Source organism: Mycobacterium ulcerans subsp. shinshuense, from assembly GCF_002355775.1.
GTDB lineage: Bacteria > Actinomycetota > Actinomycetes > Mycobacteriales > Mycobacteriaceae > Mycobacterium > Mycobacterium marinum.
The window spans coordinates 4,214,145-4,234,071 of the sequence record NZ_AP017624.1; the positions used below are offsets into that span (position 1 = coordinate 4,214,145).

General features: G+C 65.3%; 9 protein-coding genes and 2 pseudogenes. 4 read left to right on the plus strand and 7 right to left on the minus strand.

The window, feature by feature from the left end; translation table 11 throughout:
- Positions 1-24: 24 nt before the first annotated feature.
- Positions 25-9,237: a type I polyketide synthase gene (locus SHTP_RS18830; RefSeq protein WP_096371438.1), complete on the minus strand. Its 9,213-nt coding sequence runs from the start codon at positions 9,235-9,237 to the stop codon at positions 25-27.
- 513 nt (positions 9,238-9,750) lie between these two features.
- Complete coding sequence (locus tag SHTP_RS18840) at positions 9,751-10,473, minus strand: DUF1906 domain-containing protein (protein ID WP_096371439.1); 723 nt, start codon at positions 10,471-10,473, stop codon at positions 9,751-9,753.
- Between the two features lie 241 nt (positions 10,474-10,714).
- Here SHTP_RS18840 and SHTP_RS18845 point away from each other — a divergent pair, with 241 nt between their 5' ends.
- Both SHTP_RS18845 and SHTP_RS18850 read left to right on the plus strand, forming a co-directional pair.
- The gene (locus SHTP_RS18845; RefSeq protein ID WP_096371440.1) at positions 10,715-11,857 is read left to right on the plus strand and encodes an SRPBCC family protein; all 1,143 of its coding nucleotides are present in this window, start codon (positions 10,715-10,717) and stop codon (positions 11,855-11,857) included.
- Positions 11,858-11,983: 126 nt separating this feature from the next.
- A complete protein-coding gene (locus tag SHTP_RS18850; protein WP_096371441.1) occupies positions 11,984-13,474 on the plus strand; it encodes an aldehyde dehydrogenase in 1,491 nt (496 codons plus the stop codon).
- On the opposite strand, the pseudogene SHTP_RS18855 reads toward SHTP_RS18850, so the two are convergent.
- The 5 genes and pseudogenes from SHTP_RS18855 to SHTP_RS18875 form a co-directional block, all read right to left on the minus strand.
- Positions 13,446-13,736, minus strand: a pseudogene (locus tag SHTP_RS18855) (hotdog family protein); the annotation flags it as partial. The gene SHTP_RS18850 and the pseudogene SHTP_RS18855 sit on opposite strands and share 29 nt — an antisense overlap.
- Before the next feature lie 22 nt (positions 13,737-13,758).
- Positions 13,759-14,961, minus strand: coding sequence for an ISAs1-like element IS2404/ISMul1 family transposase (locus SHTP_RS18860; RefSeq protein ID WP_420873026.1), 1,203 nt, complete (start codon positions 14,959-14,961; stop codon positions 13,759-13,761).
- Positions 14,962-15,022: 61 nt separating this feature from the next.
- On the minus strand, positions 15,023-15,268 hold the full coding sequence (locus SHTP_RS18865; protein WP_096371443.1) for a hotdog family protein: 246 nt from the start codon (positions 15,266-15,268) through the stop codon (positions 15,023-15,025).
- Positions 15,265-15,738, minus strand: coding sequence for an FAS1-like dehydratase domain-containing protein (locus SHTP_RS18870; protein WP_172900687.1), 474 nt, complete (start codon positions 15,736-15,738; stop codon positions 15,265-15,267). The genes SHTP_RS18865 and SHTP_RS18870 overlap by 4 nt, the downstream gene beginning before the upstream one ends.
- A 68-nt stretch (positions 15,739-15,806) precedes the next feature.
- Positions 15,807-16,232 (minus strand): nuclear transport factor 2 family protein, encoded by a 426-nt coding sequence (locus SHTP_RS18875; RefSeq protein ID WP_096372547.1) that lies wholly within the window; start codon positions 16,230-16,232, stop codon positions 15,807-15,809.
- Between the two features lie 727 nt (positions 16,233-16,959).
- Between SHTP_RS18875 and SHTP_RS18880 the strand changes: the two genes are divergently transcribed.
- Both SHTP_RS18880 and SHTP_RS18885 read left to right on the plus strand, forming a co-directional pair.
- Positions 16,960-18,180, plus strand: a complete 1,221-nt coding sequence (locus SHTP_RS18880) for a cytochrome P450 (protein WP_231991167.1) — start codon at positions 16,960-16,962, stop codon at positions 18,178-18,180.
- Positions 18,181-18,199: 19 nt separating this feature from the next.
- Positions 18,200-19,888: pseudogene (locus tag SHTP_RS18885) on the plus strand (MDR family MFS transporter).
- Positions 19,889-19,927: the final 39 nt, after the last annotated feature.

Sequence of the window (19,927 nt, forward strand, 5' to 3'; positions counted from 1 at the left end):
CGCCACGTTAATCGATGACCAATCTCATCCGATGTAGGCCTCGCCGTCGCCGAGCCGAGCGGCCGGATTCAGCAGCATCGCTGCCTCTTGCGGCTTCTCGGCCGTGTCGTGGTCGAAACGGCGGTCCGGAGGCCGCTGATACATCGGCTCTCCACCGGCCATGGCCGACGCCAGCCTCCGCTGACCGGCCAGCAGCCGCGTATCGGCACGCCGCTGGTAGTCCGCGCGCTGCTCAGGAGCCAGCGAGGCGATGAACGCCTGTGGGTGCACCAACGCGACCAGACCGGACACGTGGCCGAACCCGAGGCTGGTCAGCATGCCGGCTTTGAGCGGGAACTTCCCGCCCAGCCGCAACGCGTCACGCACCCACACGAAGTGCGCTGCCCCGGCCAGTTCATCGTCCACACAGTCCAGACTCCGGTTGGGCGGAATGACACCGTCACGCAGAATCTGGCACAGCCCCATCATCTGGAAGACCGCCGCGCCACCCTTGGCGTGACCGGTCATGCTCTTTTGCGACACCACGAACAGTGGCGCACCCTCGGATCGGCCAAGTGAGTCGGCGAGCCGCTCGTGCAATTCCGTCTCGTTGGGATCGTTGGCCAGCGTCGACGTGTCGTGCTTGGAGATGATGGCGATGTCATCGGCACCCACGCCCAACTTGGCCAGCGCCCGCGCCAGCGCGGAGTCCCGGCCGCCGCGTCCGGCGCCCAATGCGCCCAGCCCCGGAGCCGGAATCGAGGTGTGCACACCGTCTCCGAAGGACTGTGCGAAGGCCACCACCGCGAGCACGGGCAGGCCCATCTTCAGAGCCAGGTCGCCACGGGCCAGCAGAATCGTGCCACCGCCCTGGGCTTCCACGAAGCCCAGCCGGCGCCGGTCATTGGGCCGGGAGAACTTCGAGTCGGCGATTCCGCGGCCGCGCATCATGGCGGTGTCGGCGGTGGCCGCCATGTCACCGAAGCCGATGATGCCTTCCAAGGTGAGGTCGTCGATACCGCCGGCCACCACCATCTCGGCCTTGCCCAAGCGGATCTTGTCGACGCCCTCCTCGACCGACACCGCGGCCGTCGCGCATGCGGCGACCGGGTGGATCATCGAGCCATAGCTACCGATGTAGGACTGAACCACGTGCGCAGCGACGATATTCGGCAGAATTTCCTGGAATATGTCGTTCGGCTTGCTCCGGCCCAACAGGTTTCCGTGGTACATCGTCTGCATCGACGTACCGCCACCCATCCCGGTGCCCATGGTGTTTGCGACCAAACTCGGGTGCACATAACGCATTACCTCGGTCGGGCTGAACCCGGCGCTCAGGAACGCGTCGACGGTGGCCACGATGTTCCAAACCGCTACGCGGTCAATCGAACTGGCCATGTCCTGACTGATGCCCCACACCGTCGGATCGAAGCCCGTCGGGAGCTGGGCGCCAACCACCCGCGACAGTGTCGTCTTGCGCGGCACTCGAATCTCGGTGCCGGCCTTACGGATGACCTGCCAGTCACCCGAATCGGGCACCGGCCGGATGACGGTGTGCTCGGGATCGAAGTCTGCGAAGGCACGCGCGTCGGCCTCCGAGCACACCACGAAGGAGAAGTCCTTGTCCAGGAACACCGACACCAGCAACGGCGACGAGTGGTCGGAGTCGATCGTGCCGTCGTCGACGAACTCCCGAATGCCGACGCGCTCCACCACCACATCGTGATAACGCTCGACCAACTCGGCTTCGTCGACCAGCTCACCGGTTCCGGTGTCATACCAGCCCGGTTGCGGGTCGTCTTCCCACCGGACCAGCCCGGTGGTCCAGGCCAACTCCAGCACACCGGCGGCGGAGAGCTCGTTCTCGACCTCCATCTCGAAACGCGTCCGTGAGGAGCCGTATGGACCGAGCTCGGCACCGCCGACGATCACCACCAGGTCGGACGGGTCCACGTCGAGGTCGTCCCAGTGCGGTGGCGGCGCCGGCGTGTATCCACGCGGCGGTGACGGCAGCGCGGGAATTGCCCCCTCAGTTGACTCTTCGTCATCTGCGGTCGCCTCGGTCGACATCTCCTCACGCACCTTGGCGGCTAGTTCGGCCATGTCGAGGTTGGCCTCCGCCAGCCCACCCGTGAGGTCCGCTTTGATCGGGGTACTGGCCGCCGCGACCTTGGACTCCACATCGCACAGGCCGAGCAGCATCGCCGCCATCTCGTCAGTGGAGTAGGTGGTGACGCCGGCCTCTTCGACAGCGCTGACAATGGCGTCGTTGTGACCCATCAGGCCGGTGCCGCGAGTCCATCCGATCAGCGCGTGCGCCAGGCTGACCCGGGCCGCCCACGAGGATTCGGCGTGCCAACGACTCACCACCGCGTCCAGCGCCGACTTGGCTTCGCCGTAGGCGCCGTCACCACCGAACATGCCGCGGTTGGGCGAGCCGGGCAACACCACGTGCAGTCGCGAGGCGATGTCGCGCTCGGCGCCGATCGTCGAGAGCCCGCCGATCAGCCGCTGCACTGCCCACAGCAGCACCTTCATCTCCATCTCGGAGCGCGAGCCGGCCTCCGACAGGTCGCCGACCACGCGCGGCGCCGCGAACGGGAACAGCAACGTCGGCGTCTGCGCGTCCTTGATGTGAATCGACTGCGGCCCAAGGCTTTCGGTTTGCTCGCTGCCGACCCATTCGACCAGGGCGTCGATGTCGGAGTAGGAGGCCATGTTGGCCGCCACCACCCACAGCGCCGCACCGTAGCGGGCATGGTCTCGGTACAGCGTGCGGTAGAACGCCAGCCGCTCGTCGTCGAGTTTGGACGTGGTGGCAATGACGGTGGCACCGCCATCGAGCAGTCGTGCCACCACCGATGCCGCGATCGAACCCTTCGAAGCGCCGGTCACCACCGCCACTTCGCTGCTGTCCGGACCCGGGTCCGGGTTCTCCGCACCGGCGGCGATTCGGCCGTACAGCGACGCGTGGATCTGCCGCCCCGCCGCCAGCGACTTGCCCTGCCACCAGGTGGCTTGGGTCGCGACGACGTGGCCGGCTCCCTCGAAGCGTTGCGATAGCCGCGCCCAGTCGGCGTCAATGTCACCTTCGTCGGTTAGCCACAGTTTGACCAGGTCTTCGCGGGCGCTGGCCCAGCGGTCGTCGAACACGACTGCTTTCTTCCCGTCGAACACCGGCGCCACCAAACGCGGCCAGTCCGAGCCCAATTCAGCGGTGACCAGTTCGATGAGGTCTGCGTCGGTCGCGGCCGGCAGCGCGGTGGCCGGGGCGTCGAGACCCAACTGGCCCAACACCAGACGAGCAGCCGAGGCGAGCACGCCGTCGCGACCGGTGATCTGATCGGTGAATTCGGCGAGCGCCGCCGCGTCGACGGTAGCGCCACCGCCACCGCCGGCCGACGGCAGCGCCACGGCGACACCACGGCGGGCGGCAACCGATGCAACCGCGGCGTCGACCACCTTGTCGACGGAAGCCGCATCGGCCAACGCGCCCTCGTGCAGGTTGCCCAGGGCGCCGCCGCGAACGCTGCTGCCCTCGCGGGTGCCTAGCGCCACCTCGACGGTGACGTGTTTTGCCCAGCCATCGCCAAGCTCCCAGGTCTTCTTGACCCGCTCCGCGATGGCACCCGGGCGCTTGCCCGAGGGTCCCAGCACCGTGCGAAGTTGATCGTTGATCGCATCCGAAAGCACTGGGCCGTAAGGCTTGTAGGTCCGTGCCAGCTTGGTGACCTGCGAGCGCAGCCCGGCCAGGTCGGCCTCGGCCGCGCCGTCGATGGCACCCAGATTCAATTCGGAGCCCAGATCCACCAGCAGCTGGTTACGCCGCGACGACGCGCCGTCGGTGATGGACTCGATGGAGTCCAGCTGCTCGATCTGGTCCAGGCGCATCTTGGCCGACAGCGCGATCAGCGCCAGAGTGGCATCGGCGGCGTCAAACCCGATGTCGTCGGGCCGCGGGCCACCCGAAGGTGCGGCCGGGGCGGCGGCCGGTGCCGCGGCAGCGGCCGCCTCGCCCGCCCCCGCCGCGGGCTCCTCTGCCTCGGGCTCCGGCTCCGGTTCGGGGTCGGTGTCGGTGGCGAACAGCACCGCGGCATCGCGCTCGGCATTGAGCACTTCCACTGTGCTGTGGGCGTATTCGGGCAGCTTGAGCGTGTTGGTAGCCAGACCCGCCACGGTCGGCGAGGTCTTCACGCCGATCTCGACGAACCGCTCCACGCCGAGCCCGCCGGCGGCCTCCTCGATGAAGAGCAGATCCTGGGTCTCAATCCAGCGCACCGGACTGGCGAACTGCCATGCCAGCAGCTCGATGAAGACGGTGCGCGCCAGCTCGCGCGGGCGCTCCCGAATCCAGGTGTCGTAGTCGGCCAGGATCTCGTCGAGCGGCTCGGCCGGCACCAGATCCCGGATCTCCTGGATAAAGTCACGGTCCAGGTTGAACAGCCGCGGCACCAGGTTGGGGATGTAGCGCCCGATGATCAGGTCCGGATCGGCGTCGCGCGGCATCACGCGGTCCAGCGAACGGCGGAACTCCGCGACACCAACCCGCAGCACCCGCGAGTGGAACGGAACGTCGATGCCGGGCACCAGGATGAACGAGCGTCGTCCGCCGCTGAGTTCACGACGCCGCTCCACTTCAGCCTCCAGCGCCTCTAGCCCGCGCACCGTGCCCGCGATCGCGTATTGCGACCCGCGCAGGTTGAAGTTCACGATCTCCAGGAACTCACCGGTGCTCTCGGCGATCCCGGCGACGAAGGCCGGAACGTCGTTGTCATCGAGGTCGATCTGCGACGGCCGGATGGCCGCCAGCCGGTAGTTGGACCGCCCCAGCTCGTCACGAGGCACGATGTCGTGCATCTTCGAGCCGCGGTGGAACACCATCTCCAACAGGGATTCTAGTTCGTAGATACCCGTCACGCAGGCCAGTGCGGTGTACTCACCCACCGAGTGTCCACAGGCGATCGCGCCCTCGACAAAGGCACCCTGCTCACGCATTTCGGCCACCTGCGCGGCCGCCACGGTGGCCATCGCAACCTGGGTGAACTGCGTCAGGTACAACACCCCGTCGGGGTGGTGGTAGTGCACACCGCTGGCGATGAGGCTGGTCGGATTGTCCCGAACCACGTGCAGCACCGAGAAACCCAGCGTGTCGCGGGTGAACCTGTCCGCGATGTCCCACACCTTGCGGGCCGCCTTGGAGCGTGCTCGGACCTCCATGCCCATGCCTTTGTGCTGAATACCCTGACCCGGGAATGCATAGACAGTCTTGGGCGCGGCCAGTCGTGCGGACGCCGACATCACCAGATCCGAACCGATGCGCGCTGACACTTCCAGAACCTCTGCGCCCTGGTCGATTCCAACGCGCTCGACACGGAAGTCCACATCGTCACCGGGGCGCACCATGCCCAGGAAACGCGCGGTCCACCCGACCAGGCGGGCCGGCGGGCGAGCTTTCCCGTCGGTGGCGGTCACGGTGTGCTGCGCTGCGGCCGACAACCACATGCCGTGCACGATGGGCGATTCCAGGCCGGCCAGCAACGCCGCGGAACGATCGGTGTGGACGGGATTGTGGTCGCCGGACACCACCGCAAACGGACGCATATCCACGGGCGCCGTGAGGGTGACGTCGCGGCGACGACGCCGCGGGGTGTCGGTGGCGTTCTCCGATACCGTGCCACCGGCCCGAACCGGGTCGCTGAGTTCAGCGGTTCCGGTACGGCCCAGGATCGCGAACCGCTCTTCGAGAGTGGCGATCGTCGCACCGTCGAGCCCGGCAACTGTCACCGAGACCGGCACCACACGACCCATGTCGGTGTCGGTGGCATTGGAAGCCGTTGCCGTAACGGTCAATTGGGCAGGAATCTTGGGCAAATCGCCGACCACGCGAGCCGCATGGTCGAGGTGGACCAGGCTGAGCAGCCCCTCCACCACCGGCACACCGCTGTCGGTCACCGCGGAACCGATCGCTGCGAAAACCGCCGGCCAGCACTGCCCGACCAGTGCGTCCGGAACGGTTGTGAGGCTAGGTGCCAGCGGCTCACCGAAAGTGGCCGTGACCCCGGTGTGGTCGGCCACCTTCTCGGGGTCCCAGTCGACGGTCACCGTCGCCGTTCCATCGGTTACCGAGGGCAATGACTCCGGCCCGTCCACACCGGCCGCGATCGCCAGCACCGAGCGCATCGCGGTGGTGGCGTCGTCGGTGGAGACCACCGGGATGCCGCCGTCAACGGTGTTGGCGGGCAGGGTGAACCGGATGTCGATCCAGGTGGCCGAAACCGGCACACTCAATACCACGTCGCTGCCCTGGACTTGCAGCCGAGCGCCAGTGGACGTGTGCGTGGCGCGGGGACTTTCGGGTCCGTCGTGGACCTGCCACTCGCTCGGGTCGGCGATCCGGTGGACCGGATTCGTCGCGGTACGCCCGGCCCACAACACGTCCGGGGCATCCAGCACAACGGCGAGCGGCCCGGTCACATCGGGACGGCCCAACCGGCGCGATGTGACCGCCTTCGCGTCACCGTCGCTACCGAGCACCTCATCGATGGCGGCCCGCTCGAAGCGGTCCAGCAGCTCACCGACCGGCTCGTCCATCCGGGTGATACCGGCGACCGCCGCGGGGCCGGGAATGATACACACCTGGTCAGCGTCGTAGCGGGCGTCATGGGCCTGCCACAGCGAGTCACTGCGCCACCAGCGCCGAACGTCCTTGTCGATGACGGGCACAAAGTTGACCGGCTTGCCAAGGGTCTTGCACAGCGTCACAAAGAACGGCACGTCCGCCGGGTGCAGCTGGACGGTCTCGGCGTCCGGGTAACGGGCCAGCAGCGCGGCGATGGTCTGCGTCGGATTCTCCAGCAGCGCCGGATCGGCGAATGCGGTCTCGATGGGACCAAAATCCTGTGGGTGCAAACGCGCTTCGGCGCGCTGCAGCATCTGCTGGAACCGGTCTCGCCAGGTGTCGGCCAGCCACGGGCTGCCCGGCGCGGCGGTGTCGGCAGTCGAATTGCCTTCGCCGATAGCCAGTTCGACGTAGCGCTGCAGCCACTGCAGATATGTCATGTCGGCGATGTCGCCGAAGTAAGGCTTGGCGGTCTTGGCCATCGCGGCGATGATCTCGTCGCGACGCTCGGCGACCGCATCCGCGTCTCCGGCCACCTCGTCGAGCAGCTGCCCGCAACGCGACGCGCTGTTGTCGATCTCGTGGATGTCCGCACCGAGCTGGCTACGGCTGGAAGCCATGCCGCCCTGAGCTTTTCCGGCGCCGATCCACTCACCGGTGCCCTGGGTTTCGACCAGCATCTTCTTGACCGACGGCGAGGTGGTGGCCTCCAGTGCGGCCATGGCGGCGGTGCCGACCAGGATCCCGTCGATCGGCATCAGCGGGAAGCCATAGGCCTGCGCCCAGCGCCCGGACAGGTACTCGGCCGCGCGCTCCGGGGTACCGATGCCACCGCCGACGCAGACGGTGATGTTGGCGCGCGACCGCAACTCCGAATAGGTCGCCAACAACAGGTCGTCGAGGTCTTCCCAGGAATGGTGGCCACCGGCGCGCCCACCTTCGACGTGCATGATCACCGGCTTGGTGGGCACCTCGGTGGCAATGCGGATCACCGAGCGGATCTGCTCGATGGTGCCGGGCTTGAACACCACGTGGCTGATTCCGATGTCTTTGAGTTCGTCGATCAGCTCGACGGCTTCTTCGAGGTCCGGGATGCCCGCGCTGATCACCACACCATCGATTGCCGCGCCGGACTGGCGCGCCTTTTGCACCAGCCGCTTGCCACCCAGCTGGAGCTTCCACAGGTAGGGATCGAGGAACAATGCATTGAACTGATAGGTGCGCCCCGGCTCGAGCAGACCGGACATCTCGTTGATGCGGTCGGCGAAGATCTCCTCGGTGACCTGCCCGCCGCCGGCCAGCTCGGCCCAGTGCCCAGCGTTGGCCGCCGCGGCGACGATCTTGGCGTCCACGGTGGTGGGCGTCATGCCCGCGAGCAGGATCGGCGACCGACCGGTCAGCCGAGTGAACTTCGTCGAGAGCTTCACCCTGCCGTCGGGGAGACGAACAGCGGTCGGGGCATAACTCGACCAGGCCCTGGCAACCTCGGGCGTGGCTCCGACGGTGAAGAGGTTGCGCTGGCCGCCGCGCGTTGCCGCGGGCACGATGCCGATGCCCAAGCCCCGGATCACCGGCGCGGTCAGCCGGGTCAGGATGTCACCGGGCCCCAGGTCCAGGATCCAGCGTGCGCCGGCCTCGTGGACCCGGTTGATGTCACTGACCCAGTCCACCGTGTCAACCAGGATCGCCTCGGCCAGCTGGCGGGCCAGGGCGACGTCGAGGCCAACCTTTTCGGCCCAGCCGCCCACAATGTCAATTCCGTCCGCCAGCCGCGGAGTGTGGAAGCCCACCTCGACCTTTACCGGATCGAACACGGGCGCGAAGACATCGCCGCCGCGGACCTTGCTCTTGCGCTCGGCTTCTTCTTTCTCCGATATCTGGCGGCAATACAGCTCGAAGCGAGACAACTGCTCGGGGGTGCCGGTGATGACGACCGAACGCCGACCGCTGCGAATGGACAGCACGGGCGGAAGCACGGTGCGCACGTCCTGGGCGAAGTCCTCCAGCAGCTGCTGGATGCGCTCGGGGTCGGCGTTGGTGACCGAAACCATCGGCGGGCGATCGCCGAGGACGGATATCCCACGTCGCCGCGCCACCAATGTTCCCGCCGCACCGATCAGCTGAGCCAGGGCCAACAGCTCCACGTCGCGCGCCCCACCGGCGTTGAGTGCCTCCACCGCCAGCACGCCCTGCGAGTGCCCCACCGACACCACCGGAGGGGTCGCAATCAGGTCCATACCCTGGCGTGCCAAGGCGCGGACGGCTGCGACCTGGGTAAGCAGCACGCCCGGCAACGACACCGCCGACGATGTCAGGTGCTTGTCGGACGGGACTGGATCCTCAGCGGCCAACGCACGTACCCACTGCAGCGGCTCGAAGCCGATCGGGCGGACCACAACCAGTTCCTTGGACACCGGCTCGAGCAGCAGCTCGACCTCGCCCACCAGGGCGGCCAGTTCTGATTCGATTCCGGGCGCCGAAACCAGTTCCTCGAGAGTCTCGAGCCACGCGCTGCCCTGTCCCCCGAATGCCACCGCGAACGGCTCACCCGCGGTCAGACGATCGACCAGAGCATGGGTGCTGTGCGGGCCAGTCTCGTCGCGGTCAGCTGACACCCGGTCGTGCTCGTGGATCGTCACGTTCAACATCTCCTGTTTGTGCGTCTGTATATCTCAGCTCGTTCGGCCGCCCGGACTCCCTGCGGGGGTTGCTCGATTCCGCGTCGAATCGCAGCCGAAAAATCCTGTGACCGGTGTGTTGTCGGCGGGCCGGCCCATGGATCGGGCGGCGCGACGGACTGCATCGGCCATATAAGAGTGTCATAAGGATCCGTCCACTCTTTTGACGCCAATAAGTTACTGGCGAGTTCTACGCACGGGTAACCGTGTCATGGGTAACACCGCGTTTAACCGACGGCACAGGCATGCCGAACAAACGTCCTGCATGCAGGTGGTTACGCCTGAGTAGCTATAACTGCGCTGATCAAGGCAGTATTGTTACCAAATCGTTATGTTAAAAGTTAGCGCCAAGGCCACCGTGCGACATCGTCTCAGCCGTTTCAGCGCGTGGGCATCGGCGCGGACGGCGCTGCCCAGCGAGCGAACAAGTGTTTGCTGGAGTGATGGCCACCCAAGGGGTGGCTAGGCCGAAGGTCAGGCCCACTGCCCAAACTGGGGCTTGAGGATCTCGTTGATGTCCACGCCGACTCCGCCAACTTTGCGCTTGTCGATCTCGACCTGGTGCAAATTGGCGGCCGGGTGCGTGTATCCCTTCGGCGAGCCCCAGTTGTGCTGCCAGAAGTAGGAGCCCAGGCCGTCGCGCACCGCCCAGTCGATCGTCTTCGAGTTGGCGTACACACCGGTGCGCTGATGGCCGATCACCGACTCCCAGGCCCGCAGATACGGAACTATCTGGTTCTTGTACTGCTCATAAGACGGGTTGTCGTCGACTGAGGCATAGATGGGGGCACTTGGCGGGCCGCCGGCCGCCGTGTGCAGCTCCACGCCCCGCCTGGCGTGCTGTACGCCCGCGGCAGCACCACCCAGCCAGTCCGAGGTGCTCCCCTTCCCGTACTGATAACAGGAGACGACCTTGAGCCCATTACCGACCAGATCGCGCGCCTCACCGATTTGGATCGGCTTACCGAGCATCCAGGCTCCGCCGGGCCGACGGTCGGAGACATACCGGATCGACCCGACCGCGCCGGCCGCCCTGATCTGACTGGCCGGAATGACGCCCGCGGCATAGTCCAGCAGGGTGCCCAGCGACGCCGCCGACACCGGCGCAGCGCGCAACGACGCGACAGCAGCCCCCAGGCCTACCAGCCCGGGCGTCGCCGCCGCGAATTTGAGCACCTGACGCCGCGAAACCGACACATGCCCCAGATTACTTCACAAGTAACACATGACACATTGGCCACAATCATCACATCTGCATCACATCGCCGCATCCTCGCCATCGCGAGCCCGCGGGGCCGATTCACACCAGCGCGCCCGACCGCACCAGCACCGGCGCCGCCGGGCATCGTTGGCACGGATTCGCTTTCACTATAAAGTTAGTAAAATTACTGCTACGGCTGCAGCTGGCTCGGTTGGCTCGACTGCAACGGGGGATCTGATGGATCGCGATCAGCTCATCGACCTCACCCGACGGGCGTTGAAACTCGCCCGAGACAAGACCACCGACCTCGCCCCGCATCAGCACGCCGTCGACGCGCGCGAGTACACGTCACTGGACAGACACGAGCGCGACCGAGCCATGGTGCTCGACAGCCCGCAGCTGGTCGGCTACTCATCCGAACTACCCGGTCCCGACACCTACTGCACCAAGACGATCATGGGCCGATCCATCCTGTTGACCCGGGCTGCCGATCGGGCGGTCCGGGCCTTCGACAACGTCTGCCTGCATCGACAGTCCCGGGTGGCGACGGGTTGCGGTACCGCACTGCGGTTTACCTGTCCCTATCACGGGTGGACCTATGACAATGGCGGACGCCTAGTCGGGCTGCCGGGCCGTGAAGGGTTCCCCGGGATCGCGGTGGGGTCCGACGGACTAACCGAACTTCCGGCCACCGAGTTCGCCGGGTTCCTCTGGGTGTCATTACATCCCGCCGCGAGGCTGGACGTCCCCGCACATCTGGGCCCCCTCGCCGGCGAGCTCCAGTCGTGGGGCATCGGTTGGTGGTCTCCATTGGGCGAGAAGGTGCTCGGTTCGCCCATCAACTGGAAACTTGCCGCCGATACCTTCGCGGAGAACTATCACTTCGCCACGGTGCATCGGCGGACCTTCGCCACCATTGCGCGCAGCAACTGCACCGTCTTCGACTCGTACGGACCGCACCACCGATTGATCTTCCCGCTCAACACAATCCTGGAACTGGAGAACGTCCCCGAGGGCCAGTGGGACCCGTTCCACCACATGGTGGTGATCTACGCCCTGTTCCCCAACGTCGTACTGTCGGTCACCATCGCCAACGGCGAGCTGTTCCGCATTTATCCGGGCGACCGGCCTGGCAGCTCTATTACGGTGCACCAGAACTCGACTCCGTTGGACCTCTCCGACGAATCCGTCGCCACCGGCGCTCAGGCCGTCTTCGATTACGCGCACGCAACCGTGCGCGATGAGGACTATCGGCTGGCCGAAACGCTGCAGACCAACCTCGAATCCGGGGCCCGGCAACGATTGGTGTTTGGGCGAAACGAGCCCGGGCTACAGCATCGCCACATCACCTGGGCACAGGCCCTCGAGACACCCGGCTGAGCCGCAGCCGTCCCCAGTACCGCGCGGGCCGCCATGACTGGCTTCCCCTGGCGGCCCGGAGCCGCTTTTTCGCTATGTTAGCATCAATAGCGAAATTACCGTCGCCTGCCCCGAGGTGGTGCCCCGATGACGGCCGATTCCACGCACCGTTCGTTTGACGAGCTGTTCATCGGTGAACGCTGGTGCAAACCCACCATCGCGGAGCCGATCACCGTGATTTCCCCACACTCGGAGGAGGCGATTGGGCGGGCCCCGGCGGCTGGCCCCGACGAAGTCGAGGCAGCCGTGGCCGCCGCCCGGCGCGCCTTCGACTACGGTCCGTGGCCACGGCTGGATCCGGGTGAGCGGATACGCAAAGTCGAAGAGTTGGCCGCGATCTACGCGAGCCACCTCGATGACATGGCTGACCTGATCACCGCGGAAATGGGCTCGCCGCACAGTTTCAGCAGGCTGGGCAAAGCGGCCGGAGCAGCGGGCCTGATGCAGCTGGCACTGGCGGCGGGCCGCAACTTCCCCTGGGTGGAGCGGCGCCAGGGAATACGCGGACAGGCGCACCTGCGTCGGGCCCCGGTCGGGGTAGTCGGGGCGATTGTGCCGTGGAACGTGCCGCAATTCCTCATCATGCCCAAGCTGATCCCCGCACTGATCGCCGGTTGCACCGTGATCATCAAGCCGGCTCCCGAAACCCCCTTGGACGCTTTGTGGTTAGCCGAGATGATCGAACAGATCGAGCTACCCGAGGGCGTCGTATCGGTGCTTCCCGGCGGACCGACGGTCGGCGAGGCACTGGTTCGCCATCCCGGGGTCGACAAGATCGCGTTCACCGGGTCCAGCGCCACGGGCCGTCGGATCGCCGCCCTGTGCGGCGAAGGACTCAAACCGGTGAGCTTGGAGCTGGGCGGAAAATCCGCGGCGATAATCCTCGACGACGCCGACGTCGACAAGACCGTCGCCGGGTTGAAAACAGCAGGATTGATGAACAACGGGCAGGCCTGCGTTGCTCAGACCCGCATCCTGGTGAGCGAACGCCGTCACGACGAAGTCGTCGACGCCCTGGCCGACATGATGTCGGCGCTGCAGGTCGGCGATCCCGCCGATGAGAAGACCGACGTCGGGCCCCTGGTCGCGCAGCGACAACAACGTCGGGTTCGTGACTACATTCGCTCCGGTCAGCAGGAAGGCGCACGCATCGTGCTCGGCGGCCAGGACAACCCACAGGACCGCGGCTCGTATGTGCGGCCCACCCTGTTCACCGACGCCACCAACGACATGCGCATCGCCCGGGAGGAGATATTCGGACCGGTCCTGACTGTCCTGACCTACCGGGATGAACAGGACGCGATCCGGATCGCCAACGACAGCGACTACGGCCTGGCCGGTTCGGTGTGGACCGCCGATACCGCGCACGGACTCGAAATCGCCGCGGCGGTGCGTACCGGCACCTATGGCATCAACATGTACACGCTGGACATCAGCGCACCATTCGGCGGGTTCAAGCAGTCGGGCATCGGGCGTGAGTTCGGACCCGAGGGGCTTGCCGAATACGTCGAGCTGCAGACGGTGCTGTGTAGCGGAAAAATGCCACCACTCAAGGGCTTTGAGGAACCTGCAGGGTGATCTCGACGGGACAGCACAGCGCGCCGTGCTGGTTTTGGACCTCGATCTGGATCTCTAGGAGGTACTGCGGCGGGTCAACGCTGGTGTCACGCCGTTTGGCCACCACCCTTGCGCGGCCCACCAACGTGTCACCGGCATAGATCGACCCGGTCAATCGCATCCGGCGACGTATTACTCGGCTGGCCGGCCCAGCCCAGTCCGTCGCGATCCGGTCGGCGAATCCGGCCAGGTGCATGGTGTTGACGAAAATCGTCGGGCCACCACCAGGGCTCCGGCGTTGTTGATTAGCAGGCTTGTGAGCTGGGGAATTGTGGATTGAGGAGGTCTAGGCGGCGGTTGGCGGTCAAAGCGGTGATCCGGCAGGCTTCGGCGATGTTGTCGGCGCCGTTGAGGCGGTGCAGATTGATCGCGGTGTTGCGTAGCGTTGCTAGGACCTGTGCGCCGTTTCCGGTATGTGCCCTTTGACGGTCTTCGTCGAAGGTGACGTCGCGTATCCAGTGCAGGCTGTTCTCGATTCCCCAGTGTTGACGCATCCAGGTCATGATCGCGGTAGGGCGGGCGTGCTCGAACGGCAGGCTGCAGATGGCATAGACCACCTCCACGCTGCGCTGGTCGGTGGCGGTGATCAAGCGTTCACGAGTGATCCGGATGATTTGTTTTGCGTAGGGGAAGCCGATTCCTCGTGCAGCGGTGATGATTTGCAGGGTGCGGGTCTCGACACGGCCGTGGCCGCGGGAGTCGTCGGTAGCGGCTGCGGGCACCTCGGCCCAGGGCAGCGCGGTGATACGCGCAAGTATTTTGGCTTGGTTGGACTTGACGATCATCAGGTAGTGCGACTTCAAGGTGGCGCAGATCAACTTCGCGGTGACGACCTGGGTATGCATCGCATCCACGGTGACCAGCCACCGCAAGCTACCCGGCAGCAGCGTGAGCAGGGCACGTACGCAGGGAATTTCATTGCTTTTCTCGGCGACAGCGAGTTGACCGAGCACCAATCGGGCACGGTGGGCGAACACCGACACGAGATGCTTGGCTGTCGCTTTGGCGCGTAAAGCACCACGCCGCATCTTGCCGTCCAACGCGATCGGCACCAATCCACTGGGGTCGCTGCTGGCCACGTGTGCAGTGAAGTAACTGCCCATCCTGGCGTTGAGGTCGGCGGGGTCTAGCCGAGACAAAACAGCGCGGAAGGTCTTCTCACTGGGCCGCCGGAACCGGACCCCTAATTGGGCCAACACATCATCGGGAGCGGTGGCCGCCCATGTGGCAAAATCAGCATAGCCGCGCATCCCCGCGGCAGTGGCCAGAACCGCGATCGCCAACAAAGCCATCAGCGAATACCTCCGACCGCGTGGGCCCCTCGGGTCTGGCACCGAGGCCAACACATCGAGAAACTCCGATCCGATGAGCTCGCTGCGCCCACCAGGACTCCAGCGGTCGAACACCTCTGGAACCGACGACACAGGCAATACTGAAACGGTAGGCACGGGCAACTCCAGACCAACGACGAACAGTAACCAACTCGATCGTTCTCCAGATAGCCCGTGCCTACACTCCGGCCCCAATAGCGCGGCACCAAAGATCATCAACCCAGCTCACAAGCCTGCTAATCAACAACGCCGGAGCCCTGGGGGTGCCCTGATCCCGGGCATAGCCCGGATCGAAGTGGCCGGGAAAGTAGTCCCATGTCGCCCCGGCGTTCTCCACCACACGCTGGTAGCTGATCTCATCAACGACCTCGGGCAGGTCGAACGGAACGCTGATCTCGTCCCAATGCAGCTCCGAACTTGTCATGACGATGGCCCGGGGGTGGAGCGAAACAAGGTATTCCGCGACCTGGCGACCACCACGGCGTCCTGGCGCCGGTAAGTCTCCAGGGTTTCGACGAAATGACCGACGCCAAGCCGCGTTCGCTTCTCCGGAGAAACCGACACCAGCTCCTCGACTACGCAGAGACGGTCCCCCTCGACGATGGGCTGCAGAAACTCGACATCGTTTGCCGCGTTGATAAATGCGGCTCCCGGCAACGGCACTCGCAGCGCCAACGACCCTGCCGAGTCCCGCTCCGCGGGCTGCCAGGGCGGAGTTGTCAGCCAGCCCATCAGCAGTGCCGGCGGAGCCAGCAGGCCTCCCCAGTGCGCCCGCGCATAGTCCTCATCCCAGTACGACCGGTTACCGTCGTGAACGAGGGCGGCGAACAGCTGGATACGCGCTCCGCTGACCGCGGTGGCCGCGGTTCGTGGCGGGCTCGCAGTGCCGACCATCTGCAGTGCGTCCTGGTAGGTGCCGAAGGCCAGTCGGTACCCCACCTGGCTACCGGGAGCCACGCCGTCTACATGATCAACGGATGACGGCTGGGCACCGAATCCCGCTCGAGCACACGGGAAGTGAAGTACCAGCCACCGCGCTCGTAGACCAATTTATCCCGGAAGATCCCGGTTGCCCGCAGGTTCGTGTCACCATGCAAAGCCGCGAAAAACACAGCAACACAGCACTGGACCGCGTTGACCCCGTCCACCTGAACCTCGTGGTCGAGACTGACCAGGCGTTGACCATCACCACCATCGAAGGCGGCCCGCAGGTCGGTGAATGACTCGCCATCACGGGTGTAGCTGGCCCCGGAATGACGGAAAGTAGCGATCCAGCCGTCACGGTCGCCATCGGAGTAGGCGCGGTTGTGCCGGGCGGTCAGATCCAGGATGGCAGCACGGCCCGTCGCGGCCTGCAGCAGTTGCTGTTCCTGATAGGACATGGTCATCTTGCTCTCCAGCCGCACTCGCGGGAAACAACAGCTCCAACTGACGTAACAGTAACCCAAATCACTGGCCGCGGCAGTGGCCGCAGCGACCCGACGGAATGCCGCTCCCCCACCAGAGGTAAGACTCAGCAACACCGTGGCAGGCCGCGCTACACCAGGCGGCATGACAAGCCCGGCAAAGCCCCGGTTCACCCCGCCCGGCCCGAGCGTAAATCCGAGTCCACAACCATCCATCATCAGATCCGGGCGCCCGGGATTCGCCTAGCCGGTCACCATCTATTCACATTCCAGGCATGACCATCGCCAAACGCGCGAGCGTATAGCAGTCAAATTATTTGACACGGTGAATGAGACATAAGCAGTGCACAGTGCACAGTCTTGTTTCACAAACAGTGCACTCTGCACAATGCACAACGGACAATTAACAACGTGTTCACAAGCGGGACTCCGGGGCTGAACAACCAGATCGTTGATGCTAAAGACGTTGTTGCAGTGGATAACTAAGTCACACCGGCCGAGGGACTACGCCAGCCCCTGAGGCGCGCCGCCGCACGTTGTCCGCCCCCTCTGGGAAATAATCGCAATTCCTTGCCAGCGGGTGGTTGCATGGAATAGATTCGCATATCAGCGACACTCATATTCTGAACGCCATTTCGCAGTCAGTTCTGGATCGACATATTCGTCCCAAGACCGACATATCCGTCTCAAGATCTGAAGGGGTGACATTTTGGCCTATCCTGAAACCAATACTGCAACGGACTACCCATTCACTCAGCCGGACGCGTTGTCGGCGCCTCGGGATCTCGGCAAACTCCGGCAGCGGTGCCCGGTCGCCGACGTGCGGTTTCCCAGCGGCGACCCGGCGGTTGTCGTCACCCGCTACGACGATGCCAAGCGAGTGCTGGACGACCCTCGAGTCAGCCGGAACATGTACCGCGCGGACGCCGCCAGGCTGTCGACCACCCAGCTCAACATGCTCGAGCTGGAGTTCGTCTCGACGCTGGTTGACCCGCCCAATCACACCCGGATCCGCCGGCTGTTCGCCAAGGCACTGCGCCGGGGGCGAATCGAAGAGTTGCGGCCGAGGATCGTCACGATCGTCGATGAGCTGCTGGACGCAATGCTGGCCGGGCCGATGCCCGCCGACGCCGTCGATGCCCTCGCCCGCCCACTGCCGCGGCAGATCATCGGCGAGATGTTCGGCGTTCCACCGGGCGAGGGCGACCGCGCCCAATACTGGGCGGAGCGGCTGTTCAGCCTCTCGCTCCACACGGCCGAGGAAATGGCCGCCGGCCAGCAGGAGTTCGCGGCGTTCATCTGCGAGCTGGCCGAGAAACGGCGGGCCGAGCCGACGGGCGACTTCTTCAGCAATCTAGTCGCGGTGTCCGACGTCGACGACGGGCAGCTCAGTCACCTCGAACTGGTCTACCTCGCACAGGCCCTCTTCACCGCCGGCATCGACTCCACCTGGGTGATGATCTCCCGGATGATCGGTCTACTGCTGCACAAGGGTTGCTATGGCCGGGTGGTTGCCGATCCCAAACTGATCGAGCCGACGGTCGAGGAGGTGTTGCGCTACCTGCCGCCGTCCAACCTCGGTGCTCTCCGTTATGCAGTCGAGGACATCGAACTCGACGACGCGGTGATCCCGAAGGGAACGACGATTGCGGTCAGTACTACTGCGACCAACCGCGACCCCCGTTTCTTCGACGACCCAGACGAGTTCCTGGTCGACCGGTCGGAGAATCGGCAAGTCAGTTTCGGCCACGGCCGGTTTCTGTGTCCGGGGGCCTGGCTGGCTCGTTGCGAGATGCAGTCGCTGCTTCGCGGTCTGGTCCACCCGGGTGCCGACACTCGAACTCGCGGCGGATGTAAACGACTTGAAGGTTCGTACCGGGATGATGAACGAGGGCATGCTGTCGCTGCCAGTGCGTTGGTGACACCCTGACGACGGCCGAGAGGCTGCCATGATGCGCCCGAGAGCCACCGTCGCCGCGGCCACGCCGACCACCGATCTCGCGGCCGGCAGGGCGCTGATCACCCCGAGGCGGCGCAACTTCATCTTCGTGGCGCTCGTGTTGGGAATACTGCTCTCGTCCCTGGATCAGACCATCGTCGCCATCGCGTTGCCAACCATCGTTGCCGACCTGGGAGAGGCGGGGCGCCAATCGTGAGTGGTCACCAGCTACCTGCTGGCCTCTACGATCGCCACCGCACTGGTCGGCAAGCTCGGCGATATGTTCGGACGCAAGAGGGTATTTCAAGTCGCCGTGCTGCTCTTTGTGGCGGGGTCGGTGTCGTGTGGGCTGACGCAGTCGATGACCATGCTGGTCGCATCCCGTGCCTTACAGGGCGTCGGCGGAGGCGCCATCACCGTCACCGCTATCGCCCTGATCGGTGAGGTGGTGCCACTTCCAGATCGGGGTCGGTATCAGGGGATCCTCGGCGCGGTAATCGGTATCGCGACGATCGGCGGCCCGTTGCTCGGGGGCTACTTCACCGACTGCCTGAGCTGGCGGTGGGCATTCTGGATCAACCTCCCGGTTTCCGCGGTGGTGATCTGCGTAGCGACGGCGGCGATCCCGGCACTGGCGGCGACAACCCGACCCGTAATCGACTATGCCGAAATCATGTTCATTGGCTTGAGCCTCGCCGCCTTGACCCTGGCTACCAGTTTGGGCGGGTCGGTCTACGCGTGGGGATCGGCGCCCATCATTGGTCTGTTCACGGCTGCCGGCGTGACTCTAGCCGTGTTCGTCTGGGTGGAAACCATCGCCGCGCAGCCCATTCTGCCAATTCGCCTGTTCGCCGCGCCGGTATTCAGCGTGTGCTGCGTGCTGGCGTTCGTCGTGGGGTTCGCGATGCTGGGCGCACTGATCTTCGTGCCAACATTCATGCAGTACGTCAACGGCGTTTCGGCAACCGCCTCGGGACTGCGCATCCTGCCGATGGTGATCGGCATGTTGATCACGTCCATCGGTAGCGGCAGCATGGTGGGGCGCACCGGCCGCTACAAGATCTTTCCAGTCCTGGGCACGGCGCTGATGACACTCGCGTTTCTTTTGATGTCTCGCATGGACGAATCGACCTCTGCGGCAGTGCAGTCGGTCTACCTGCTGATCCTAGGGTCCGCCATCGGGATGTCCTCGCAGGTGCTGGTAATCATCGTGCAGAACACGTCGGAATTCGAAGACCTGGGCGTTGCGACCTCTGGCGTTAGCCTGTTCCGAACCATCGGCGGCTCGTTCGGGGCCGCCATCTTCGGTTCCTTGTTCGTCAACTTCCTCAACTCGCGGCTGGCTTCGGCGCTGACGGCCACCGGCGCGGCCACCGAGGTGGCTAGTTCCCCCGAAGCGCTGCACCGACAATCCCCTGCCGTGGCGGCGCCGATCGTGCACGCCTACGCCGGATCACTAGCCCAGGTATTCCTTTGCGCGGCACCGGTCGCCGCCATTGGTTTCGTCTTGGCCTTATTCATGCGCGAAGTCCCGTTGCGCGATATCCACAACAGGGACCACGACGCACGCGTGCCGCCCGGCGATGGGTCGGGTCAGCAGAACAAGCTCGAGGGCGACTTGGACACCGGCGAATCCGTAGGCGCGCCGGGCAAGGAGCCGGATTTCGGTGTTGATCCCGCCATGGGGCCCGTTCGATAGTCCCAGCCCACCGTCACCTGCATGCCTTGGTGGCGCTTG